The following is a 24,036-nucleotide window of genomic DNA, read 5'->3' as shown; positions in this document are numbered from 1 at the left end:
TCCTATGACTACTGTAAAAAGACATTTGCAAATTAAAGGCTATGGAACAGCGCTTCCAGTTTATACGGTAACTTTCAAAGACCAGACTCGTTACCGTGTGAAAGAAGGAGAAGAAACACAGATTGATCTTGCAGCGCGTGCGATTGAAGCGGCTTTAAACCATGCGGGACTTGAAATGTCAGACATCGACTGCCTGGTTTCGGCTAGTGCAGTTGGTGTTCAGCCCATTCCTTGTACAGCAGCTCTTATCCATGAGCGCGTGGCCAAGGGACTGACGATTCCTGCTATGGATATCAATACCACTTGTACCAGTTTTGTATCTGCTTTAAGCACTGTCTCTTATCTGATTGAAGGTGGTGAATACCGTCGGGTGCTGATTGTATCTAGTGAAGTAGGAAGCCTAGGGCTGAATCCCAAACAAAAAGAAAGCTTTGAATTGTTTAGTGATGGAGCTACAGCCTTTATTTTTGAAGCAACAAAGGAAGATAAAGGAATCATTGCCAGTATGCAACGTACCTGGTCTGAGGGAGCCCATGATACTGAAATTCGTGGTGGTTTGACAGCTTATCATCCGAAATTGTACTCTGAAGCAACCAAGACTGATTTCATGTTTGATATGAAAGGGAAGAAGATTCTTTTGCTTTCTGCCCGTGTTATTCCAGAAATGTTCCAAGAATTCCAAGAGAAATCAGGCATTTCTAAAGATGCTGTAGACTACATTATCCCTCACCAAGCAAGCCGTGCCTTGCCACTCGTCATGGACAAATTGGGAGTTAGCAAAGACAAGTACCTCAATATTGTCAGTGATTATGGTAATATGGTTTCGGTAGCCGTGCCTTTCGGCCTAGCCTATGCACTGGATCATGGCTATGTGAAGGAAGGAGATACCATCTTTTTAATGGGAACTGCAGCAGGGATGACGGTCAATATGTTGGCACTGAAACTCTAATGATAGATACTCTTATTTCAAGCTCAAAAAGCATCAAGTCCTGCTAGTCTTTAGCGGGCTTTTTTGATATAATGAAAGGTATGGAAATTGAGAAAACCAACCGAATGAATGCGCTCTTTGAGTTTTATGCAGCGCTCTTGACGGACAAGCAGATGAACTACATCGAGCTCTATTACGCAGATGACTACAGCTTGGCTGAGATTGCAGAAGAGTTTGGAGTGAGCCGTCAAGCGGTCTATGACAATATTAAACGTACAGAAAAAATTTTGGAAGATTACGAAATGAAACTCCATATGTATTCCGATTACATTGTACGCAGCCAGATTTTTGATCAGATTTTAGAACGCTATCCGGAAGATACTTTTCTACAAGAGCAGGTTGAAATTTTATCAAGCATTGATAATCGGGAGTGATTATGGACAGTCTCGTCATTTATCAAGGAATACCTTGCAAACTATTAGTCGCAGAGGAAGTATTTCCTACTCGACTACAGATTATCTCGCCCAATGATATCTCCAAAGCTATGCAAATAGGTTTTAGCTGTTGGGGATATCCAAATGAAATCATGAAAGAAGTCACACCCGAAGAACTAGAATGTTTGCAACATTTCGGACGATTTCCACTGAATTGAAAAAATAGGAGAAAATAATGGCATTTGAAAGTTTAACCGAACGTTTACAGAACGTCTTTAAAAATCTTCGTAAGAAAGGGAAAATCTCTGAAGCGGATGTCCAAGAGGCAACCAAAGAAATTCGTCTAGCCCTCTTAGAGGCCGACGTTGCCCTCCCTGTTGTAAAAGACTTTATCAAACGCGTCCGCGAGCGGGCCGTAGGTCATGAGGTCATTGAAACCCTGAATCCTGCCCAACAAATCGTGAAGATTGTCGATGAAGAATTGACTGCGATTTTGGGTTCAGAAACAGCAGAAATTATCAAATCTCCAAAGATTCCAACCATTATCATGATGGTCGGTCTTCAAGGGGCTGGTAAAACAACTTTTGCTGGGAAATTAGCTAATAAATTAGTCAAGGAAGAAAAAGCGCGTCCTTTGATGATTGCGGCCGATATTTATCGTCCAGCGGCCATCGACCAGTTGAAGACCCTTGGTCAACAGATCAATGTCCCTGTCTTCTCACTTGGTACAGAAGTCCCTGCAGTAGAGATCGTTCGTCAAGGTTTGGAACAGGCGAGAGCCAATCACAATGACTATGTCTTGATCGATACGGCTGGTCGTCTGCAAATCGATGAAAAACTCATGGGTGAGTTGCGTGAGGTCAAAGCCCTTGCTGAACCAAATGAAATCCTCTTGGTTGTCGATGCTATGATCGGTCAAGAAGCGGCCAATGTGGCGCGTGAGTTCAATGAACAGCTCGAAGTGACTGGGGTCATCTTGACCAAGATCGATGGGGATACCCGTGGTGGTGCGGCCCTTTCTGTCCGTCAGATTACTGGGAAGCCAATCAAGTTCACTGGTACTGGTGAAAAAATCACTGATATCGAAACCTTCCACCCAGACCGCATGTCTGGTCGGATCCTCGGTATGGGGGATATGCTGACGCTGATCGAGAAGGCTTCTCAAGAATACGATGAGAAACGCTCTCTTGAACTCGCTGAGAAGATGCGGGAAAATACCTTCGATTTCAATGACTTCATCGATCAATTAGACCAAGTTCAAAACATGGGACCAATGGAAGATCTGCTCAAAATGCTTCCAGGGATGGCCAACAATCCAGCTATGAAGAACCTCAAGGTCGATGAACGAGAAATTGCTCGCAAACGTGCGATCGTATCATCCATGACCCCAGCTGAACGCGAAAATCCAGATTTATTAAATCCAAGCCGTCGTCGTCGGATTGCTGCTGGATCAGGAAACAGCTTTGTCGAAGTCAACAAATTCATCAAAGACTTTAACCAAGCCAAGCAGATGATGCAAGGCGTCCTCTCTGGCGACATGAACAAGATGATGAAACAAATGGGCCTCAATCCAAATAACATGCCGAAAAACATGCCTGGTGGAATGCCGGATATGTCTGCCCTCGAAGGCATGATGGGACAAGGTGGCATGCCTGACTTGTCAGCTCTTGGCGGAGGCGCTGGAATGCCTGATATGAGCCAAATGTTTGGTGGTGGTCTCAAAGGAAAAGCCGGCGAATTCATGATGAAACGGGCGATGAACAAGATGGCCAAACAAATGCGCAAGAATAAGAAAAAGCGGAAATAATCATTTCTAGCAAGGGCCTGGAACACACTGTTCTGGGTTCTTTTAGAAACTAGTACTAGAGGAAACATGTTAAAAAAACTATTTCAACAACTCATTCGTTTCTTTGGAAGACTCTTTTCTTCGCACAGCAAGCCCTTTGAATTCCCAAAAGGGTCGAAGAAACCACCGATCAGACCGATTATCTTTGTACCTGGGAGTTCAGCCAGTATTCAGCGTTTCAATGGAACAATTCGTATGCTCCATCGCTTTTCTAGAAAAAAGCAAAGTCTCTTAAAAATAAAGGTCAATAAAGATGATTCTATAGAGATGGAAGGAAGACTAAATACAAAAGAGCCAAACCCTATGATTGTGATTGGCTTTGAGAATAATCGAGATGGCTACAGCAATATCAAGCAGCAAATCGAATCCCTTAAAATTGCTTTAACCTATCTTCTTGATCACTATCATTTTACTGAGTTTAAGGCAGTGGGTCACTCTAATGGTGGACTGGTTTTGACTGGTTTATTGGAAAGTGGCTTTTTAGAGAAAAAGAAGGTGACCGTGAGCAAGCTCGCTATTATTGGTAGTCCTTACCAATTCAATCAAGAAATGTATGACGATTTTCAAAAATGGAAGCATCGCTTAGAAAAAGAAGTAGAGGTCCTTAACTTTGTCGGTAGCTTTGCTGGGAAATCAGACGGGATCGTCCCCCTTTCTAGTGCACAAGCAGCACAATCTATTTTTGAGAAACAAGCCTATACAGAAGTGAATTTAAACGGTCGTAAGGCTCATCATTCAGCTTTACCCACTAATCCAGATCTAGTAAAACAATTAAGTCTGTTTTTGAATCTATAATTAAATTACATAATTTCGGTTATGTAATTTTTATTTGTCTCTTGCAATCCTTAGGTAAATATGGTACATTTTTGGTAGCGATTACACATGCTTAAGGAGGATTTTATGAAAGATCCCAAATTATTAGAAACAATGAAAGATTACAAGGGACGGGATGAGGTTCCCGCAGATTTTGATGCTTTTTGGAATCAAGCCCTAGCAAAGATTACTGAACTGCCAGAATACAAGCTCGAAGAACGAGATTTCAGCATTCCAAATGTGATTTGTTATGAATTAACCTTTAAAGGAACACGAGATGGGCTTGTTTATTCAAGAATGATCCTTCCTAAAACGGATCAAAAGGTTCCCGTTATTTTCCATTTTCATGGCTATATGGGCCGTTGTTGGGATTGGGCTGATATGTTAGCTTATACAGTAGCCGGCTATGGTGTTGTGTCTATGGATGTGAGAGGGCAGTCAGGCTATTCAACCGACGGAGATCGCTCGCCATTTGGAAATACGGTAAAAGGACAGATTATCCGCGGAGCTGTGGAAGGTCCGGATGAGCTCTTTTATAAGGATGTCTACTTAGATCTTTACCAGTTAATTGAAATTGTAGCCAACCTTCCTCAAGTAGATGACAGCAAACTTGCCAGCTACGGAGCCTCTCAAGGTGGTGCCCTGGCCCTGATTGCTGCTGGATTAAATCCCCGAATCCAACGAACAGTCGCCATTTATCCATTCTTATCGGATTTCAGACGGGTATTAGAGATCGGAAATACCAGTGAGGCCTATGACGAGCTTTTCCGTTATTTCAAGTTCCATGATCCGTTCCACGAAACCGAAGATCGTTTAATGCAGACATTGGCCTATATTGATGTAAAAAACTTTGCCCATCGCATCAAAGGACAGGTTCACATGATTACAGGGCTGGATGATGATGTCTGTTATCCTGAAACGCAGTTTGCCATTTATAATCGATTAGAATGTCCAAAAGAGCATTTAATCATGCCAGAATATGCCCACGAAGCTATGAATGTTCAAGTCAATGACCGAGTCTATAATTGGCTCTGTGGTAGCAAGATTCCATTTCGATATGTAGAAAAATAAGTTAGAGAAGAAAATAATCAGTAGATCCATGAGATTTGCTGATTTTATTGTGTTTAAAAGGAATCTATTATAGATAGAGATACAAAACAGTCCTATATAAACTAAAAGTATATGTACAATTGACTTAACAAGAGCTAAACCATTGATACAACTGAATTAGAAGCATAAAGTACATTCTTTAAAAAGTGTACTTTATTTTCGTTTTGTACATTATTCTGGAGTGGTTTTTTGTATGTTTTCTAGTACATAATATCCTCTAATCGAAGAAATTGATTTGTACATTTTTTACTCAAGTAATAGCAGAAGAAGTGGTGGTTCAATTGTACATTTTTAAAAATAAAGTAGCTATTTTATTGATAGCTACTGTTCTTGTGTTTAAACTTCTTTATTAAGTTCATTTAATAAAGTGTTAATTTTTGATTCAACCGATACTCTTGTCACTTTTAAGATGTTTTCTGGTTTTAAAGAAGGATTGTTAGGATTGTTCACTTCAAAACAATTTTCGTAATTTTTCAATTCAGGGACTGCTTCGTACCATTTTGCAAAGGAACGAGTAAGAATTATTATCACTCTATCATCTTTGTCATCGATTCTTTTTTTTATTTTTTCAAAGAGGAATTTTTGTGTAGGAAGGTAATCTTTTATTTTTCTATTACTATTTGGAGAAGTACCTTTACCTAATTTGTCATACATATCGTTATAAGATATAGAATGGTAGGGAAAGAACTCAGCAAGTGCAATATTTTCAGTTATCTTTTTTAAAGATTCAATAATTGTTTTATTATCTTTTTCATCATAGTCCTCAACCCAGCATTTCATTTTATTTCCCCAATATCCTAGATCACTTTCATTTGCTAATTCAAATGCGTGGAAGAATGGCTGTTTCATTTCTAGATTTTCTTTTATGATTTGTTCGTAATTAGTGCCGTTTTTATTAGTGCTGTTTTTATAAGCATCATAATATTCTGTGCTGTATCCTGGGTTTAAACTTAAAATTATAATTTCTGCATTATCTATATCACCAACAAAATGTTGAGGATAAACATTTAGTCGGAGTTTGTATTTTTCTTTGGCTGCTTTCTTTGTTTCTTCATTAGCATCATCGTCTACTTTATCTACTGGGGGATATTTTTTTGAATTTAATAGCTTTTTAATATATTTCAGGTCCGCGGTAGCAACGATTATCTTCTCACCATTATATATTTCCGAAGTAGTATCTATCCAAGGATTTTCCATCACAATAACCTCTAATTCAAATTTATAACACTATTTTAACACAAATTTGAATATCCACTTTAATAAAATATCATTAATTAATGATATAATGTAATTATTAAGCTGCGAAAGGAAGTTTTAAATTGAATATTATCAATACTATTATTACTTCAGTCCTCACATCAGGGCTTATCGGTGTCTTTATTTCAGAGTATTATCAACGTAAAACCTTGGTTAAGAAAATGAAGAGAGATTTTGTTGTCGAATTCTTTGGTAATAGGTTTATGTTGAAGGATAACTATTATGGAGAAGTAGAAGAATTAAATAAAACATTAGGAAAAATTCCAATTGTTTTTTCTGATAATGAAGATGTGATTAAGTGTTACGATAATCTACTCTCAATTGCGGACGATAAAAATTTACTAAGATTGATTAAATCTATGTGTACAGATAAAAATGTAAAAATTGATATTTCAAATTGGGATGATGAAATGATCTTAAAAACTCTTTCGATAAATAAAAATTAATTTATTTTATTAAATTAATGGATAAATGTGAGATAGTACTATTATTTAAAACTCTATGTACTAAAAATTGAGAGCAAAAGTCTAAATTTGTTTAATATATAGAATTTAATAAAATTATGGATTTTGATATAATATATGTATCAAAAAACAAAGGAAATGCATGAAATAAACACGAACATAGTATACAATGATTATATAATCAATCGTATCTATTACAAATCTCAAAAACAAGTTTTTTTCATTGCAATTGAAAGTGAGGTATTTGCATGAGCCAAAAATTAGAAACAAAGATTCAACAAGCCCTGCGTGAAGTGGTGGAAAGTTTTGATGAGCGCTATGTCGTTGAAGGTTTGTTGAAAAAAGATGTAATTATAACAGATATAGATAATTATAAACCTGACTTGGTTGAAAAAATCTTAACAAATCCAATTCTAAATGAAGCGTTTACTGAGAATATTGCTGGTGCGATTATTTTGAAAATCAACGATATAATTCAAATGCTTGAAGTTGATGAATATTGGTCAAACTCTTACACACGTTACATTAACAAAATTGGACTATCAACGAATAATCGTTATTTGGATGAAGTGGCAGATGTTGTGCTAAATTTTCCATACAAAGATACTATCTTGAAGGCAGGGATGAGTAAAGATGATGTATCGAAGGAAGATGCTGAAGAACCCTTTTTAAATGAGATAGTTGCTCGAGAGGAGATTGATGTCCTCCTTGATGACAAGATTTTCAAAAATGTTAAGAAATATGAAAAAAATGGCTCTTCACCTGTATCAGAAATCAAGGATACGGATAATCTGATTATCAAAGGAAATAATCTGTTAGCACTCCATAGTTTGAAAAAACGTTTTGCTGGACAAGTGAAGTTGATTTATATCGACCCACCGTACTATTTTGAGGGAATAAAAGATGCCGATACGTTTCCTTATAATTCGAATTTTAAGTTATCCACTTGGTTAACGTTTATGAAGAATAGACTAGAAGTTGCAAAAGATTTATTGGATGACGGTGGAGTGTTGCTTGTTTCTATGGCAGAAGATGGTCAAGCCTATTTAAAAGTGTTGATGGATAATGTTTTTGCGAAGAATGATTTTGTTGAAACTTTTATTTGGCGGAATACTGATAACGCTGACTCACTTGGGAAAAAAAGTCGTAGTGGTGTGGAATATATCCATGCTTATGAAAAGAAGAAAGACCCAAGTGTTCGTTGGATTGGTAAGGATGCAGAAAATGGAGACGCACCATTATTAAATTCAAGTAATCCTATTGGGACACTTAGTTTCAAGGCAGGAGTTATTCGATTTAATATTCCAGATGGACATCATTGTGCTGGGCAAAAACCGTCAGTATTTCTTGAGGACGATTTAATAATTGAAAATGGGAAAAATAAAAATGCCATTCGGTTGACAGGTAAGTTTAAATGGGGACAAGACTATCTAGATAACGAAGTTTCAAAAGGAGGGGACTTTGTTATTAAAACAGATAAATTTTCTATTCGATATCAAAAAGCAGAAGCAGGCAATGTTGCCCCAGAAAAATTTATTGATGAACGCTATTTATCAAAAATATTTGGAGTAGGCACAAATGAGGATGCTAAAACTCATTTGAATGAATTAGGTTTTGACTTTTCATACTCTAAACCAGAAAGTCTGTTAGCATTTTTTATTCGAGCAGTAACTTCTGAAAACGATCTTGTCCTTGATTTCTTTATGGGGTCTGGCACAACTGCAGCTGTCGCCCACAAAATGAACCGCCAATATATCGGTATCGAACAGATGGATTATATTAAGACAATTTCTGTTGAACGTTTGAAAAAGGTGATTACAGGCGAACAAGGTGGTATCTCAAAAGACGTCAATTGGACTGGTGGGGGTTCATTTATTTATGCTGAGTTGATGAACAAAAACTCAACCTTTATTGATGCTGTCCTCAACTCTAAAAATTCTGATGAATTGAAAACTATCTTTGATGATATGAAATCCACACTTGATTTTGATTTCAGAGTGGATTTACAAGAAGTCAATCAATCTATCTGGGATGAAGAATTTGAAATGCAGAAAAAAATTCTCGTGAAGATTATTGATAAAAATCAGCTCTACCACAACTATTCTGAAATCGATGATGCAACTATTAAATCGCAACTATCTCAATCAGATTATGATTTTAATAAGAGTTTTTACGGAGAGTAATTATGGCTAAAAATACAAAGAAGAGAGAGCTGACGTTTGAACTCTTCGATGAGCTGAAACAGTTGGACATGGATATTTTGAACGAGCAACATGGTTGGGAATTACCAGACTATATTATAGAAAATCTCAAACATGAACCGCGCTCTTATCAGAGCGAAGCTATTCGCTATTTCCACTACACTCAAACATCAGATACTTTCAAGTTTCGAAAGCCAAGACAGCTTATGTTCAATATGGCAACTGGATCTGGGAAGACTGATTTGATGGCTGGTTTAATACTCTATCTCTACAAAGAAAAAGGGTATCAAAACTTTCTGTTCACTGTAAATACAAATGGAGTTCTGAGTAAAACAATTGACAACCTTACAAATGCTCAATCTACTAAGTTTCTTTTCAATTCCAACCTAGAAATTGACGGTGAACATATCGTTATTAACCAGATTTCAGGAAGATTTCCAGAATTTCCACTTTCAAATTCTATCAACATCAAATTTGTTTCAATTCAAACATTAAAAAATGAATTACTTAATCAAGCAGAAAATATCATGTCTTTGAACGATTATCAAAAAACAAAAATGATTATTCTTGCTGATGAAGCTCATCATTATTCTGCTTCTACTAAGAAGAAAACAAAAATCGAATTAGAAAAAGCTTCATGGGAAATGAGTCTATTGAAACTTCTTGATGCACATAATGACAACTTATTGCTAGAATTTACAGCAACACTTGATTTTGACGATGATACTATTTATCAAAAATATCGAGATAAGATTGTTTATCGTTATACATTGGATTCATACATTAAAGAGCGCTATTCCAAAAATGTAAGACGCATTCAAACAGGGAATTCCAATGAAGATAACATGCTTAGTACCGTTCTTCTGAGTGAATATCGTCGCAAATTCGCTCTAGAAAAATTTGGTGTTGAAATAAAACCGGTCATCCTTTTTAAATCACATAAAATTGATGCTTCCTATGAAGCAAATAATTTATTCAATGAGATGATTGAAAATCTGACAGTGGAAAGTTTAAGTGAGTTCCTTGTTTCGCAATCGAGAAGTATATCAGAAGAGCAAAGTCATACCCTACAACTGGCTTATCAGTATTATCTTGAATATGATGATCTCTCAACCGTTGTCCGAGAAATCAAGCGTGGATTTGCACCAACTAGGATTTTAAATGCAAATGATTCAGATAGCGGTGCAAAAGGATTGCTAGAAACAGGACAGTATCAGGCGCTCAATTCGCTTGAGTCACCAAGCAACCTGTATCGTGTAGTTTTTGCTGTGGCAAAATTAACAGAAGGTTGGGATGTCCTAAATCTATATGATATTGTTCGTATTAGTAATTTGGGTAAGAAAAATGATAACAGAGATGCTAAATCAACCAATTCAGAAGCTCAGCTGATTGGACGTGGAGCACGATATAATCCTTTCCCTTTAAATCAAAAAATCTCATACCAAAGACGATTTGATGAATCCGATGAAATAGCAAGTCTTCTATTGGAAACATTGCACTATCATACTCTTAATGAGCCACAATACATCAAAAATTTAATGGCATCACTTGATAAGATGAATCTTGTTACTGGAAAAGATGAAAAAAATCCTCCAATTGAAATTAAATTGAAGTCATCATTCAAGAAAACTCAAATCTATAAAACAGGTAAACTTTACTATAATGAAACCGAGGAAATTTCGGATGAACATTATGTAAATTTAAGTTCTTATGGAATTGATGTATCGAAGATAGCTAACGTACCTTATTTCAAATCAACATATGAAACAACCTACCTTGCAGCAGAAGAAGTAGAATCAAAAATATCCCAATTAAGAGATATTGATATTAGATACTTTAAAAAAGCAGTTAATCGTTCTAATTTTTACCGATTTGACAATCTGAGAAAATATCTTCCAAATCTTAAATCTATGGATGATTTTTGGGGTGAAAATTGGCTAGACTTGTCGAACCTTGTACTATCTGTCACGACAGAGAAGGAAACTATCGTTGAAGATTTTTCAGCTATTGAGAAACTAAAAATTGTTGACAACTTTTTAAATGTACTCGCTTCTAAAATAAAAGCTGGATATCAAAAAGAGAGGGGAACGAATCGTTTTATTGGATATCCTATTTCAGAATATCTGGCCGATTATCGTAAACGAGTACCTAACTATGATACAGCCAAACAAAGTATTTCATTTATCGAACAAAAGGTATATAACATTCCATTTGAAAAATTTGACTTTTTTGCTTATCAATCAGCTATAATCAATAGGAACGAAGAAAACCTAGTTAATGCTATTGCCAACCATATTGATGAACTAAGAGAAAAATATGGAGATGTTTTTCTAATTCGTATGGATGAAAATATGCTTAAAGGGACAGACAAAGTTAAATACTTAAAACTGCACCAATTCGAAGAAAACCCAAGAGAAATCAATTTTTCAGGTTTTCAACCAGACTTTATCTTACTTCTTCAAAACGCAGACTATTACCTTCAAATTTTTATTGAACCTAAAGGCGAGCAATTAGTAGAAAAAGATAAATGGAAAGAAGAACTTCTTTCCTACATCACTGAACATCAAGACGATTTAATTTTCGAGGATGAAGTAGATGATGTTATTATCAAAGGGCTTAAATTTTACAACAAAGAAAATAGTGAGCAAACTCTTAATCAATTAGCACAAATTGCTCTTAGTAAGCCAAAATTTGGTGGTAATATTAGAATGAACTTGTTCTAAAAAACGATTTCCTGATGGAAATCGTTTTTTGATATTATCATTAACTTTTACATACCTAACACTATATTTAAGAAGGCAATATAGTCTTCTTAATCGTTCTCTTTTTACTCCTCAATAGGAGTAAAGTTACCCACTATCTTTCCAATAATTCGAGGATTTTCCTCATAAGGCGCATAAATATCATCATACTTCTCATTTATTGAAACAAGTCGTAGATAGGTTTTATGGAGATACACCTTTTTAACGTAGGTTTGATTATTTAACTCAACCGCATAAATTTGTCCATCTTCGATATTTGTTGATTGCTTAATCAATACTACATCGCCATCAGGTAAATCAGGCTCCATTGAGTCACCTACTACATAAACAAATTCTATCCAACGTTTAAAAAGGATAAGTAGCTGATAATATATAGCGGTTTGCATCGTAACGACAAGTAGGTGGATTACGATTATTTGGAATATATAAAATCTATGATGAGAGGTACGTGATTAGAGGTATCAGATACTAGATTTAGATATATTTGAAGGAGTTATGATGAATTAACTTCTAGACCACATCAGCATTTAAGAGGATGGGAAAATTAGAGTACCCTTCACTGAGGGAACTGAGGTACAGTTACAGAAAAAGAAAGGCTGTAATAACAGCGGGAAAACATTTTCGTTACAGCCTATTTTGCGTTTTTGTGGTATACTGAAATTGTTAAATGACTTTGAAAGTAAACAAGAAAAATAACTATTAATGCTTTTATATTTGATACTTATATTTTCAAAAGTATAATATAATCAAAGATATTGCAGATGGATAATAAAATATGACTAGAGAAAAAGAGTTTAAGACTATTGAAGAGCAGATTTTGATTCAACGGGACAGGAACTTGAAGATTACCGATGAGCCAGGGATGGAAAGTTTTATTCAGCAGAAAAATTATTTTAATTCTATAAATGGTTTTGAAACTATTTTTTTGGAGACCTCTAACCCTAAAAAATATATGAAAAGAGTCTCTTTTAAAGATTTTGAGAGAATATACACATTGGATAGAAATATAGCTAAGTACCTATTTCAAGAAATCGAAAAAATTGAGGTTGAACTGAAGTCGAGAATTGCATACGAATTTTCAAAAGTTCATTGCAATAGTGGTATTGCTTCTAACTTAAATTATTTAGATATCAATTGTTATGTGCTACCGATAGCACACAATCGAAATTCTTTTACAGAGTATTTTTATACTCATGGAAATAATAGAAAAACGCATTCTTTTTTTAGAGAGCATAATATTTCTGCCAAGATTAAAGATGTAATATTTACAGGTAAAATTAGTCCCTCTCGTAACGGATATTACAACCTAGAAGGTGATTTTGATGGAATAGTTGATGACCTTAAAAAAAATCAATACCGAGGGAGATTTTCAATAAAAATTTCTAATACTCCTAGTTATATTTCTTCATTAAGTGGTTCTATGAATGTGACGATTCAAATTAAAAACATAGAGGGAAGATTTTTTGAATTATCTTATTCTGACTTCTGTAAAATAAAATATCCATATATTTCTAGCTATAAAAATCCTCCGCTTTGGGTTATTATTGATACACTAATGTTAAATGACTTGTTGGTTTTATTTCAAGGATTAGACATTGCTATACAAAATAAAATTATGAGTGAGATGGGATTTGATTCCTCTATTAGTGGGAGTCGGGAGAAATTTGTTAACGCTTGTGAAATACTACGTGAGTTGAGAAACCAATTGGCACACTTTGGTCTCATAACCAGATATAGGACGGGAAATAGTATTCTAATCAATAGACTTTTTATATCTGATTTGTTACTTACTCCTAAAAGGAATAATAGAGTTTTAAAGTTTTATCAAAGTTTAAAAATTTTAAATTCTTTTAATAGATTCTCTCTTAAAAGGATTGATCGAGCTATTCAATCATATTACTTAAAAAACATGTTACTATTGAAGTTTGATATTAATAAAAATTTTTTTAATAGAATTGGCAAGTAAGTGTTGCAAAAAGTTGCTGGTTATGATAGAATAATATAGTTATATTTTAGTGCCACGACGGCGTGAAATCCTTGAAAGAGGTTTTCAAAAGGTCATAAGGGGGAAGGTTGACAAACTTTCCTCCTTATTTTATATATTTAGGTAAGTTTAAAAAATTGTTGAAGATGTTGATTTCTGAAGTAACTTGAATTTTATAGAGTTTACATGCAGTTCAGAATTTCTGATTTATTATCCAGAGGATAGAACCGCTTATTGAAGATATTTTAGAAAGTTAATCATTACTATAGTTAATATTTATTTCTACAGTATAATGCTAAAATCACTTTTTTCGCTTTCGTTTATTAGTATAGAAGAAAGCTATCACTAAATGAGGAGAAACCATGAGGGATATTCTCAGTTGAATAAGTAAGAGTATAATCTACATCTCCAAAGTAGGAGTGGCCAGTTCCAGCAGAAAGACCTTCATAGGTTTTATAACTGAATAGATCGACTACTTTGTTATCGAATTTTTCCTGTTCTTCAAGTAATTCTGAGGAATAGACGACAACTTTAAAAAACTAAAAGTTTATGTACAATTGACTTAACATGAGCTAAACAATTGATACAACTGAATTAGAAGCATAAAGTACATTCTTTAAAAAGTGTACTTTATTTTTGTTTTGTACATTATTTTAGGGGTGAATAATGTATATTTTAGGTAGTGAGTTAAAGTGATTATGTAGTAGATTCAATTGTACATTTTAGTGGGTATGAAGTAGATGTGGTGAGATGGAATAATGTACATTTTAGTTCTATATTTATCTGATTAAATCATGTAAAAGCCGTGTTATAATTTAGAAAAGGAAAATTATACTTTTAGGAGGACAACATATGAGCCGTAGTGATAAATATACAGTAGAGTTAAAGCCTTCAGAATTAGATATTAAACAAGCTTACCTTGACTACCCTAAATTAAAGAATTTGCTAGAAAATTCTTCATATGATGACGGTGGATTCTACATTCTGAATAACAATAAGATGTTTGATGATGATAAATGGCCTAGTATTTGTCAGCATAAAATTATTTTGGACGAAAAACAAAATATTGAAATTAAAACAATAAAGGTATTGTTGTCTAAACGGTTTAATAAAAACAAAGATAATTCTGAATCTTCCGAGACTCATAAGGAAAAAAAAGGGAAGTATTTAGACTGGAGCACTAAACCTGATAATGCCTATGGCAAACAACAAATAGACATTGATTGTTCAGTGTATTCAAGTGAGGATATTTTTAATCGAGGACATTTAATAGCAGATTCAATTATTGCTTATTGTGACGAATTTGATTACCGTAAACGGGAAAACTTCGTTATGATCACTAATTGGTGCAATCGAGCTAATACTAAGCACAAAACTGGAAAAGCTTGTGGTATGTTCTATTTTGAGAATGTTATACTTAATACATTAGAAAAAGGAATTGATGTTGAATATAGAGTTACGCCTATCTTTAAAAAGAATTCAGAAGGGGCAGAGCAAGAATTTGAATACCTTCCTAGAGGTGTTATTTTAGAAGCTAAAACGCCAAATAAAGAAGCGTTTGAAGTAGAAGAAGACGATGTTATCATGAATGAATTTAATGTCTTTATCCCAAATGCTCAGAAAGGTTTAGACATCAATTATAAAACAGGTTCAATAAAAGCCAATTCATCCTTAACTGAAGTAAATGTGAGCCCTGCCGACCCCATAAAAAAATTATCTAAACATATTATAAAGGACGCACTATCAACTATTGCAACTTATCCTAAAGTAGCAGAACAAGCTAATCTATCAAGAATAGCAGCTGCTACAAGCCTGTTGAAAAATAAAGAAATTGCACAACTTCCAAAGAAAATAAATAGTATGATAGAACAATCGGGTTCGAAGAGATTTTTAGAACAGAATAAGGAACTGTTCAAGAGTCTAAATAAAATGTCACAAATCTTAGAACAAAGTATTGCCACAGACTACCGCATAGAATTAAGGAGACAGCTTTTAAATTTATCTGAGGTAGTAAAAAATGCTCTTACTCCATACACGGAAGAAGAGAGAAAAGGGATAATCGCTAAAGTAGAAAGTTTTGCTGATAAAGGCTGGGTTATCTTCTTCCAAGACAGAGCAGTCGTTAATCAGCTTTTGTTAGACGATACTGAAGAAATTGAGGTAGAGTGGTTAGATAATCTTAAAGAGATTATTGCAGATACATCTAACGTAGAGTATTTGGCGAAATCACAGTATTTTTCTTATCATCTAATCCAGTCAATGGCAATGAGTTATTCAGAACAAAACTACTATGCAGCCTACACCCTTGCTTCATTAGCTATTGATGGAGCACTTAATAGATTAGCAGAGCCATTATCTAGTGATGCAGATAAGATGATAGCAGTTGGACACAGGGCGATAAGAAAAATTAATAAGCAAATAAGTCCAGGAGAAAAAACGGTTTTTGACTACGGCCTTTTGCATTGGTGTTATAACTTTTTTGCAGATACCCAACGATTTACTATTAACTATCCAAATAGACACATGATTGGACATGGACGTTGGGATGACGAGATTTCAGAAGAAGAGTTTTTAAAACTATTTAATGTGTTACTTTATCTTGAGGAGAATTTTGATTATTGGGCAGGAATTATTGATGAAAGATGAAAATTGCTAACTTTTGGCTGAAGAGCTGGTTTCACTCAAGTAATAGCAGAAGAAGTGGCGGTTCACTTGTACATTTTTTAAATATAAGAAAATGTATATTGAAATTTAATTGTCTTAAATATTATCAGAACTTAACGGATATTAAGATAGACATTACTTTTCTTTCATTTTGAAGGGAAAAACATTGACAAAGCCTTTTAACAGTGTATAATATAACTATAATATGAAAAAACGCAGGTGACAGATGTGTGTTACTTGCATTTTTTGTAGTAAAAGGAGACTAGAAAAATGTCTGATTACATCTTTCAGGATAAGACTGACCTTGTAAATCATTTGTTTTATAAATTAAACGAAGCCTCTCCAATTAAAATTCAAAAGACTTTATATTTCCTATTTGCTTTTTATGGAGCAACATACGGAAAATTATCAGGTGAAGAAAGCTTTGGGGAATTAGAATCTGTTAATTACACTAATTTCTTATTTGAACCTAAATTCGAAGCATGGAAGTATGGACCAGTTGATGATGATGTCTATACAGCTTACCGTGAAGACCTTTATGAAGCAGTAGAGTTGACTGAAGATAAATTAAACGAAAAACTTACCCCTTCAGAAAAAAGGAACGTGATTCAATTTATTGACAGCATCATTCAACAAACTAATGAAGTTGATGATTTTACATTGGTTGATAGAACTCATGAGGATGATGCATGGCGTGTCCCGTTTGAGGAAAAAGAGGGTGAAATGCATATAAAAATGGATCCTCAAGTAATTGTTGACGAATATGCTGAAAAATATGCGTAATGAACAGTTTTCAGTTGATGTGTTCGGTAACAAGCCGAAAATAAAATTCCAGGATAAAATATTTAATTCGGAATCATACACACCACCTAACAAGATTGATTTTAAAGATATTAAATTAGAAGTTGTTTTTAAAAAATGTTCAAAAAAATTTGTTAATCTACCTTCTTTAAAATTTTCAAATATGAAAAGTGAATTGGGTGGTGATTCAAAAACAATGTTATGTTTTAAAAAAATCATTAATGAGCCATCCATTATTCAAAACAACTCTACTCAAATTAATATTAAAAATAACGATCAAGGCAAACGAATAAAAGATATCCTTTATAATTTTTTAGACAAAACTTTTGTTGATTTTCATGAATCATATTTTAGAAAATCATCCATTTTGGACAATTTCAATATTTTGTCGCCTCATGAGGGAAGATTTAGAGTAATTTGTGTTTATACAATTAAACCTTCGTCACATAAAAAAGAGAGACTAAAACATTATTTAGAAGTAGTTTTACTCGATCCTTATCATTTGTTTATTCCTAGCAAACTTTGCGATAAAGATGAAATAACTGGTAAAAACAGATTGTTAACCAGTGTAGAAGCTATGAATCGAACATATGAACAGGTTAAAGATTATAATAGAGAGTTCTCACTTGAAAATATCAATTAAAAAAGAATCAGTCGATTCTTTTTTTATATTATTTTAAAATTATGCTTTTTAATTTATCTTCTACAGAGTCTCTATGTACTTTAAATATCTGAGCTGGGTTTAGTGAAAAATTCCTAGTGTTATTAACTTCATAACAATGCTTATAATCTCGTAAACCTTCAATAGCTTCATACCATTTTGCAAATGAGCGAGTAAGAATTATTATCACTTCATCATTTTTGTCATCAATTCTTTTTTTAATTTTTTCAAAGAGGAATTTTTGCGTAGGAAGGTAATCTTTTATTTTTCTATTACTATTTGGGGAAGTGCCTTTACCTAATTTGTCATACATACCGTTATAAGATATAGAATGGTAGGGAAAGAACTCAGCAAGTGCAATTTTTTTAGTTATCTTTTTTAAAGATTTAATAATTTTTTTGTTATATTTTTCTTTATCTTTTTCAATATCTTTTTCATCATGGTCTTCAACCCAGCATTTCATTTTATTTCCCCAATATCCTAGATCACTTTCATTTGCTAATTCAAATGCGTGGAAGAATGGTTTTTCCATTTCTAGATTTTCTTTTATGGTTTGTTCGTATTTAGTGCCGTTTTTATTAGTGCTGTTTTTATAAGCATCATAATATTCTGTGCTGTATCCTGGGTTTAAACTTAAAATTATAATTTCTGCATTATCTATATCACCAACAAAATGTTGAGGATAAACATTTAGTCGGAGTTTGTATTTTTCTTTGGCTTCTTTCTTTGTTTCTTCATTAGCATCATCGTCTACTTTATCTACTGGGGGATATTTTTTTGAATTTAATAGCTTTTTAATATACTTCAGGTCCGCAGTAGCAACGATTATCTTTTCACCATTATATATTTCCGAAGTAGTATCTATCCAAGGATTTTCCATCGCAATAACCTCTATTTCATATTTATAGCACTATTTTAACACAAATTTGAATGTTACTTCTAATTAAATATTATTAATTAATGATATAATTGAAGTGCAATTTCAATTAAATGAGGAAGTGTTTCTATGAATTTTTAAAATAAAAACAAAATGTAATCATCTGACAACTATTTGTCCGTCTATTAAAATTTTATACAAATAACTTTGGGAGAAAATATATGGAAAAAGAAATTCAAACTCTAATTGACAAATATCTTTTAAGTAAAGATATTTACGAAACTCCTTTGTACGATGAGACATCTACTAGAATTGATTTTTTAAATAAATTATTTGAAATCTTTGGTTGGGATGTCGATAATCAAAAATTATTGCCAGAAAATTTACGAGAAGTAATACATGAAGCTTCAGTTAAAGTTGAAGAAGATGAAGTAATAAAGAAAAAGAAACCAGATTACATGTTTCAAATTCAAGGGAGAAGCGTCTTTTTTGTTGAAGCAAAAAAGCCATCTGTCGATATAAGTAATTCTCAAAAATCGGTTTTTCAACTAAGAAGGTATGGTTGGAGTGCTGGAATGGAGTACTCAATTCTTACTAATTTCAAAGAAATGGCAATTTACGATTGTAAAGTAAAACCAAATGCAACAGATGATATTCATGTTGCACGAATAGCAAAATTTAACTTTACTGAATATGTTGATAAGCTAGATTCAATCTCTTACTATTTAAAAAAAGATATAGTTGAAGAAAATAAATTTGATTTATCAAACAGTAGAGAGTTCAGTTCTTTCGATTCTTATTTTTTAAATCAGATTAAAAGTTGGAGACTTTCGCTTGCACAAAACATTAAAAAAAATAATGATATTGTAGATATTGAAGATTTTAATGTTTTTATACAACGTCTTATTAACAAGATACTATTTCTAAGAATATGTGAAGACACCAATCTTGAAGACTATGAACAACTTCAAAAACTTAATAATATAAGTGAATTAGAAGGATTATTTGCTAACGCAGATAAAAAGTATAATTCTGGTATTTTTCATTTATTAGACGAAAATTCGTATACTGTGGATTTTGATATTATAAAAAAAATTTTTAATGATTTATACTATCCTCTTAGTCCGTATGATTTTTCTGTAATTCCACCATCAATTTTAGCGAAAGTTTACGATGTATTTCTTTCAGAACGGTTCGAGTTCATAAATAAAGATATTGAATTAGTTACGAAACATGAAGTGGTTGATTTTTTAGGCGCAGTATCAACTCCAAAAGATATAGCTGATTTAATTGTTAAAGAATCTTTTCAAATACGCTCTCAGGAAAGTGAAATAACTTTAAAAGATTTTAAGGTAGCAGATATTTGTTGCGGTTCAGGAGTTTTCTTATTGTCTGCTTATGAGTATTTACAAAATTATGTTTATGAAGATGCTATCAAAAATCCAAAACAATCAGTCAAAGCTGGTATCTTAGTTCAAGAAAATGATTCATATAAGCTATCGTTTAACGTAAAAAAAGAATTATTAACAGACACGATCTATGGAGTTGACATAGATTTAAGTGCGGTTGAAGTTTGTAAGTTCTCTTTATTACTTTCTTGTCTAAGAGATATAAGCTTCACTGAATTTTCTCAAATAAGACAAGAAGCTTTATTACCAAATTTGGATGATAATATAAAATTTGGTAATTCTTTGGTTGATGATAAATTTTACGATTATTATTCTGATTCTGGTAGCTCAGCTAATATTATTGATGTAATAGGAAATATCTCGCCATTTGATTTTAATACTGAATTTGGAGAAGGAGTTAAATTTGATTTATTAATTGGTAATCCTCCATATACAAGGACACAAACCTTATCAAAATACTCTCCAATAGAATACAATTATTATAAATCTGATTTTTCTTATTATAAAAGTTCTAAAATTTCATCTCTTGATAAATATCACTTATTTGTAGAAAGAGGCTTATATTTACTTAAAGATAATTCAGGGGTTTTGGGTTATATTATTCCGAATAGATTTATTAAAGAAAAAAATCAATCCAAATTTCGGAACATCCTTTTTGAAGAGAGGTGTGTTAATAAGATAATTAATTATAATGAAATACAGTTGTTTCCTAATGTTTCTGCATACTCTTGTTTAGTATTTCTTACTTCAAAGAAGAATATACAGACCGAATATATTTCACTATCTCTAAAGCAACAAATTCCGATAAACGAACAGATTAAATTAAGTGTATTTTACAATACAAAAAGTTTAACTGATAAACCGTGGCAGCTTTTCAGTGAATCAAATAGACAACTATTAGAAAATACTTCAGATACAGATAAATTTTGTAATTTGGAAGACTTAGTTAATATAAGTGTAGGATTACAAACAAGTTTGGACAAAGTATTCATAATCGAAGCAACGTCAAGTGATGATGACTACTATTATTTTTCAAATAATGGTGTTAATTATAAAATTGAGAAAGAGATTGTTAAGCCAGCTATTTACAAACTTACTATACAAAAATATAAGAAAATTAAATCAAATAGAATCATTATCTTCCCTTATAAAAAAGTGGATTCTAAAATGCAGTTAATTGATATAGACGAGCTGAAAACTAAATACCCTGAATGTTATAAATATCTCTCAAAATTTAAAAAAGAATTAAAAGAAAGAAACATTCAACCCTTAAAAGATATAAATAAAGAATGGTATAAATATGGGAGACAACAAAGCATCAGTAATTTTAATGAAGGTGAAATGTTAATTTGGTCTGTTCTAACTTTAAAATCAAATTTTGTTTATTCTAAGCAACCAATATTATTTACTGGGGGAGGTCAAGGACCTTATTATGGACTCAAATCAAAAAATGATGAATATTCTGTAAAATATATTCAAGCAATATTGAACTCTCCATTTATAAGTAATCTAATTGAAGAAAGTAGCGTTTATTATGAGGGGGGGTATTATAGTGCAGGCAAACAATACCTTGAAAAAATCCCTATAAGGAAAATAGATTTTAATTTGGTGGAAGAAATAAATATTTATGATACAATATTAAATACAATTGAAGAGTTAGAGGCTTTTTCAGAAAGTCTAGAAAAAACTAGTTCAGCCTCTAAAAAAATTAACATAGAAAGACAAATTGCTTTTAAAGAGAAAAAATTAAATTCTTTAATCGAAACTCTTTATGGAATAAAATAAATAATGAGAGAAACTTTAAATAGTAAAAAAAATCGAGGTGGATATTACACACCTAAAAAATTAACCGATTTTATTTCTAAATGGGCTATAGAAAAACCTAGCGACAAAGTGTTGGAACCAAGCGCAGGTGATGGGGGATTTGTGAATTCTGCCTATGAAGTATTTAAAAGTATGGATGATAAATTTTGTACTGAACAATGTTTAGCTATCGAATATAATGAATTTGAGGCATCAAAAATAGATCAGACAAAAGCAAAAGTAGTTAATTCAGACTTTTTTAAATATTTTCAAGCAGAACTTCAAAATAAAGAAACTTTTGATGTCATTTTGGGAAATCCCCCTTTTATTAGATATCAATCCATCGATAGGGATGTGAGTGATAGGGCATTTGATTCCATGAAATACTACGGATTTACACCTAACAAAATGACAAATTTATGGGCCCCATTTTTATTGTTATCCTCCGAGTTGATTACTGATGGGGGTAGATTAGGTATGGTAATTCCAGCTGAGTTACTTCAAGTAGATTATGCTGCAGATATTAGATCTTATCTACTTGAAAAATTTCAAGAGCTTACTTTAATTTCTTTTAATGACAATTTATTTGAAGGTGCACAGCAAGAAGTAGTGGTACTGTTAGGAAAAACTAGATCAGAAAATAAAGGATTTAGATTCATTGAATTAGATAGTTTAAACGATCTAGATTCTTTTGACATAAATGATGATGTACCACTAATAAAGGATGTCGAAGTTTCTAGAGATAAGTGGTTGAAATATTTTTTAAAGCCTAGTGAATTAAGTAATTTTAAATTAGCGATTTCACATAAAGATTTACATAGCTTTAATGATATTGCTGAGGTAAATGTTGGGATTGTAACGGGACAAAACGAGTTCTTTGTTGTAAATAAACAAACTGTTGAATCTTTTGAATTAGAAAGTAATAGTTTAACTGATATAATTAGTAGAGCTGAACAACTCAAAGGGATAGAACTTAATAAATCTAGACTACAGGAATTGTACAAAGATAACAAAAAAGTAAAAATGTTTATCCCCAAAACAGTTCTAAGTGACAATGAAAAGAACTATGTACTTTTCGGAGAATCAAATGGGTATCATTTAGGATATAAGACTCGAATTCGCAAAGAATGGTACAGAGTCCCACTTACTTGGTTTCCAGAAGCATTCTTTTTACGTCAAGTACATGAGTATCCTAAAATAGTAGTAAACAACACAAAAGCTGTAAACACAGATACTCTTCATAAAGTTAGAGCAAAAGATGGTTTTGATATTTATAATATATCTCTGTCTTTCTTAAATTCACTCACTTTGCTCCAATGTGAACTATCTGGACGAAGCTATGGAGGAGGGGTGCTCACGTTTGAACCAGGTGAGGTACGTTCCATAAAACTACCATATTATCAATTCAACGATTCTGAAAAAAAAGTTCTAATCAATTTGCTTGAAGACTCTAAGTTTCAACAAGCGGTTGATATTATTGATAATATCATTCTAAAGGACAAATTAAATTTTTCCGAACAAGAAATTTTTAAATTTAAATCAGGTTGGCAAAGATTAAAATCTAGACGCTTAAACAGAAAAAAACGATTATAAAGAATTTAAAACCTTTTTTAACATGAAGTAAATCAAAGAATTTTTTAAAAAATAAAAACGCATGGTATCAGATACTAAAAACTGACACTATGCGTTTTATTATCGAAATATTTAAATTTCAGATTAATTTATCATATTATTTTTTTCTCCACTCGATCTTTATTCAAACGGAAATGGTTTATATCCTTATCAGTATTTCTCAATAGGTGTAAAATGCCCTACAATCTTTCCAATAATCCAAGGGTTTTCTTCGTATGGAGCATAAATATCATCATACTTCTTGTTTATTGAAGCAAGTCGTAGGTAGGTTTTATGAAGATACACTTTTTTACATAGGTTTGATTGTTAAACTCCACTGCATAAATAGGTTTTATAACTGAAAAGATCAACAACTTTGTTGTCGGATTTTTCCTGTTCTTCAGGTAATTC

At 32.8% G+C, this 24,036-nt stretch carries 18 protein-coding genes and 1 pseudogene; 15 read left to right on the top strand and 4 right to left on the bottom strand.

Going from position 1 to position 24,036, the window contains the following annotated elements; translation table 11 throughout:
- The first annotated feature begins 4 nt into the window (after positions 1-4).
- From PCY11_RS00605 to PCY11_RS00580, 6 genes are all read left to right on the top strand, one after another.
- Positions 5-949: a 3-oxoacyl-[acyl-carrier-protein] synthase III C-terminal domain-containing protein gene (locus PCY11_RS00605; RefSeq protein ID WP_049522987.1), complete on the top strand. Its 945-nt coding sequence runs from the start codon at positions 5-7 to the stop codon at positions 947-949.
- An 80-nt stretch (positions 950-1,029) separates the two neighbouring features.
- On the top strand, positions 1,030-1,362 hold the full coding sequence (locus PCY11_RS00600; RefSeq protein WP_003001435.1) for a putative DNA-binding protein: 333 nt from the start codon (positions 1,030-1,032) through the stop codon (positions 1,360-1,362).
- 2 nt (positions 1,363-1,364) lie between these two features.
- On the top strand, positions 1,365-1,580 hold the full coding sequence (locus PCY11_RS00595; protein WP_042766187.1) for a hypothetical protein: 216 nt from the start codon (positions 1,365-1,367) through the stop codon (positions 1,578-1,580).
- Between the two features lie 17 nt (positions 1,581-1,597).
- Entirely contained in the window at positions 1,598-3,169 is a 1,572-nt protein-coding gene (gene ffh / locus PCY11_RS00590) for a signal recognition particle protein (RefSeq protein ID WP_049522988.1), read from the top strand.
- Positions 3,170-3,235: 66 nt separating this feature from the next.
- The gene (locus PCY11_RS00585) at positions 3,236-4,003 is read left to right on the top strand and encodes an alpha/beta hydrolase (RefSeq protein ID WP_070846584.1); all 768 of its coding nucleotides are present in this window, start codon (positions 3,236-3,238) and stop codon (positions 4,001-4,003) included.
- A gap of 105 nt (positions 4,004-4,108) precedes the next feature.
- The gene (locus PCY11_RS00580) at positions 4,109-5,092 is read left to right on the top strand and encodes an acetylxylan esterase (protein WP_070846583.1); all 984 of its coding nucleotides are present in this window, start codon (positions 4,109-4,111) and stop codon (positions 5,090-5,092) included.
- A gap of 375 nt (positions 5,093-5,467) precedes the next feature.
- Here the strand turns inward: PCY11_RS00580 and PCY11_RS00575 are convergent, their stop codons facing one another.
- The gene (locus PCY11_RS00575) at positions 5,468-6,328 is read right to left on the bottom strand and encodes a hypothetical protein (RefSeq protein WP_301362309.1); all 861 of its coding nucleotides are present in this window, start codon (positions 6,326-6,328) and stop codon (positions 5,468-5,470) included.
- Positions 6,329-6,450: 122 nt separating this feature from the next.
- Between PCY11_RS00575 and PCY11_RS00570 the strand changes: the two genes are divergently transcribed.
- The 3 genes from PCY11_RS00570 to PCY11_RS00560 all read left to right on the top strand — a co-directional run bounded on the left by PCY11_RS00570 (position 6,451) and on the right by PCY11_RS00560 (position 11,776).
- The gene (locus PCY11_RS00570; RefSeq protein WP_070845512.1) at positions 6,451-6,834 is read left to right on the top strand and encodes a DUF6680 family protein; all 384 of its coding nucleotides are present in this window, start codon (positions 6,451-6,453) and stop codon (positions 6,832-6,834) included.
- A 266-nt stretch (positions 6,835-7,100) separates the two neighbouring features.
- On the top strand, positions 7,101-9,035 hold the full coding sequence (locus PCY11_RS00565) for a site-specific DNA-methyltransferase (protein ID WP_070845513.1): 1,935 nt from the start codon (positions 7,101-7,103) through the stop codon (positions 9,033-9,035).
- A gap of 2 nt (positions 9,036-9,037) precedes the next feature.
- Complete coding sequence (locus PCY11_RS00560; protein ID WP_070845514.1) at positions 9,038-11,776, top strand: DEAD/DEAH box helicase family protein; 2,739 nt, start codon at positions 9,038-9,040, stop codon at positions 11,774-11,776.
- 104 nt (positions 11,777-11,880) lie between these two features.
- Here PCY11_RS00560 and PCY11_RS00555 read toward each other — a convergent pair whose 3' ends face one another.
- The gene (locus tag PCY11_RS00555) at positions 11,881-12,201 is read right to left on the bottom strand and encodes a S24 family peptidase (protein ID WP_367400480.1); all 321 of its coding nucleotides are present in this window, start codon (positions 12,199-12,201) and stop codon (positions 11,881-11,883) included.
- Positions 12,202-12,590: 389 nt separating this feature from the next.
- Between PCY11_RS00555 and PCY11_RS00550 the strand changes: the two genes are divergently transcribed.
- The 4 genes from PCY11_RS00550 to PCY11_RS00535 all read left to right on the top strand — a co-directional run bounded on the left by PCY11_RS00550 (position 12,591) and on the right by PCY11_RS00535 (position 17,907).
- Complete coding sequence (locus tag PCY11_RS00550) at positions 12,591-13,781, top strand: Abi family protein (protein ID WP_070845515.1); 1,191 nt, start codon at positions 12,591-12,593, stop codon at positions 13,779-13,781.
- 870 nt (positions 13,782-14,651) lie between these two features.
- Positions 14,652-16,445: a DNA/RNA non-specific endonuclease gene (locus PCY11_RS00545; protein WP_070845516.1), complete on the top strand. Its 1,794-nt coding sequence runs from the start codon at positions 14,652-14,654 to the stop codon at positions 16,443-16,445.
- Between the two features lie 288 nt (positions 16,446-16,733).
- Complete coding sequence (locus PCY11_RS00540; RefSeq protein ID WP_070845517.1) at positions 16,734-17,246, top strand: Panacea domain-containing protein; 513 nt, start codon at positions 16,734-16,736, stop codon at positions 17,244-17,246.
- Complete coding sequence (locus PCY11_RS00535; protein ID WP_070845518.1) at positions 17,227-17,907, top strand: hypothetical protein; 681 nt, start codon at positions 17,227-17,229, stop codon at positions 17,905-17,907. Before PCY11_RS00540 ends, PCY11_RS00535 begins: the two co-directional genes overlap by 20 nt.
- 28 nt (positions 17,908-17,935) lie before the next feature.
- Here the strand turns inward: PCY11_RS00535 and PCY11_RS00530 are convergent, their stop codons facing one another.
- Positions 17,936-18,805: a hypothetical protein gene (locus PCY11_RS00530; protein WP_301362308.1), complete on the bottom strand. Its 870-nt coding sequence runs from the start codon at positions 18,803-18,805 to the stop codon at positions 17,936-17,938.
- 218 nt (positions 18,806-19,023) lie between these two features.
- Here PCY11_RS00530 and PCY11_RS00525 point away from each other — a divergent pair, with 218 nt between their 5' ends.
- On the top strand, positions 19,024-21,996 hold the full coding sequence (locus tag PCY11_RS00525) for an N-6 DNA methylase (RefSeq protein WP_070845481.1): 2,973 nt from the start codon (positions 19,024-19,026) through the stop codon (positions 21,994-21,996).
- A 3-nt stretch (positions 21,997-21,999) separates the two neighbouring features.
- On the top strand, positions 22,000-23,607 hold the full coding sequence (locus tag PCY11_RS00520) for a class I SAM-dependent DNA methyltransferase (RefSeq protein ID WP_070845480.1): 1,608 nt from the start codon (positions 22,000-22,002) through the stop codon (positions 23,605-23,607).
- A gap of 189 nt (positions 23,608-23,796) precedes the next feature.
- On the opposite strand, the pseudogene PCY11_RS00515 reads toward PCY11_RS00520, so the two are convergent.
- Positions 23,797-23,972, bottom strand: a pseudogene (locus PCY11_RS00515) (S24 family peptidase); the annotation flags it as partial.
- Positions 23,973-24,036: the final 64 nt, after the last annotated feature.

The organism is Streptococcus sp. SP8 (genome assembly GCF_030440045.1).
GTDB classification, from domain to species: domain Bacteria; phylum Bacillota; class Bacilli; order Lactobacillales; family Streptococcaceae; genus Streptococcus; species Streptococcus parasanguinis_I.
Note: the sequence above shows the minus strand (reverse complement) of the source record. Positions and strands in the feature narration are given on the sequence as shown.

What these genes read in the sequence shown, in the direction of transcription:
- PCY11_RS00605 (WP_049522987.1), top strand. Translation starts at nt 5, where the DNA reads ATGACTACTGTAAAAAGACATTTGCAAATTAAAGGCTATGGAACAGCG.
- PCY11_RS00600 (WP_003001435.1), top strand. Translation starts at nt 1,030, where the DNA reads ATGGAAATTGAGAAAACCAACCGAATGAATGCGCTCTTTGAGTTTTAT.
- PCY11_RS00595 (WP_042766187.1), top strand. Translation starts at nt 1,365, where the DNA reads ATGGACAGTCTCGTCATTTATCAAGGAATACCTTGCAAACTATTAGTC.
- ffh (WP_049522988.1), top strand. Translation starts at nt 1,598, where the DNA reads ATGGCATTTGAAAGTTTAACCGAACGTTTACAGAACGTCTTTAAAAAT.
- PCY11_RS00585 (WP_070846584.1), top strand. Translation starts at nt 3,236, where the DNA reads ATGTTAAAAAAACTATTTCAACAACTCATTCGTTTCTTTGGAAGACTC.
- PCY11_RS00580 (WP_070846583.1), top strand. Translation starts at nt 4,109, where the DNA reads ATGAAAGATCCCAAATTATTAGAAACAATGAAAGATTACAAGGGACGG.
- PCY11_RS00575 (WP_301362309.1), bottom strand. Translation starts at nt 6,328, where the DNA reads ATGGAAAATCCTTGGATAGATACTACTTCGGAAATATATAATGGTGAG.
- PCY11_RS00565 (WP_070845513.1), top strand. Translation starts at nt 7,101, where the DNA reads ATGAGCCAAAAATTAGAAACAAAGATTCAACAAGCCCTGCGTGAAGTG.
- PCY11_RS00560 (WP_070845514.1), top strand. Translation starts at nt 9,038, where the DNA reads ATGGCTAAAAATACAAAGAAGAGAGAGCTGACGTTTGAACTCTTCGAT.
- PCY11_RS00555 (WP_367400480.1), bottom strand. Translation starts at nt 12,201, where the DNA reads ATGCAAACCGCTATATATTATCAGCTACTTATCCTTTTTAAACGTTGG.
- PCY11_RS00550 (WP_070845515.1), top strand. Translation starts at nt 12,591, where the DNA reads ATGACTAGAGAAAAAGAGTTTAAGACTATTGAAGAGCAGATTTTGATT.
- PCY11_RS00545 (WP_070845516.1), top strand. Translation starts at nt 14,652, where the DNA reads ATGAGCCGTAGTGATAAATATACAGTAGAGTTAAAGCCTTCAGAATTA.
- PCY11_RS00540 (WP_070845517.1), top strand. Translation starts at nt 16,734, where the DNA reads ATGTCTGATTACATCTTTCAGGATAAGACTGACCTTGTAAATCATTTG.
- PCY11_RS00535 (WP_070845518.1), top strand. Translation starts at nt 17,227, where the DNA reads ATGCTGAAAAATATGCGTAATGAACAGTTTTCAGTTGATGTGTTCGGT.
- PCY11_RS00530 (WP_301362308.1), bottom strand. Translation starts at nt 18,805, where the DNA reads ATGGAAAATCCTTGGATAGATACTACTTCGGAAATATATAATGGTGAA.
- PCY11_RS00525 (WP_070845481.1), top strand. Translation starts at nt 19,024, where the DNA reads ATGGAAAAAGAAATTCAAACTCTAATTGACAAATATCTTTTAAGTAAA.
- PCY11_RS00520 (WP_070845480.1), top strand. Translation starts at nt 22,000, where the DNA reads ATGAGAGAAACTTTAAATAGTAAAAAAAATCGAGGTGGATATTACACA.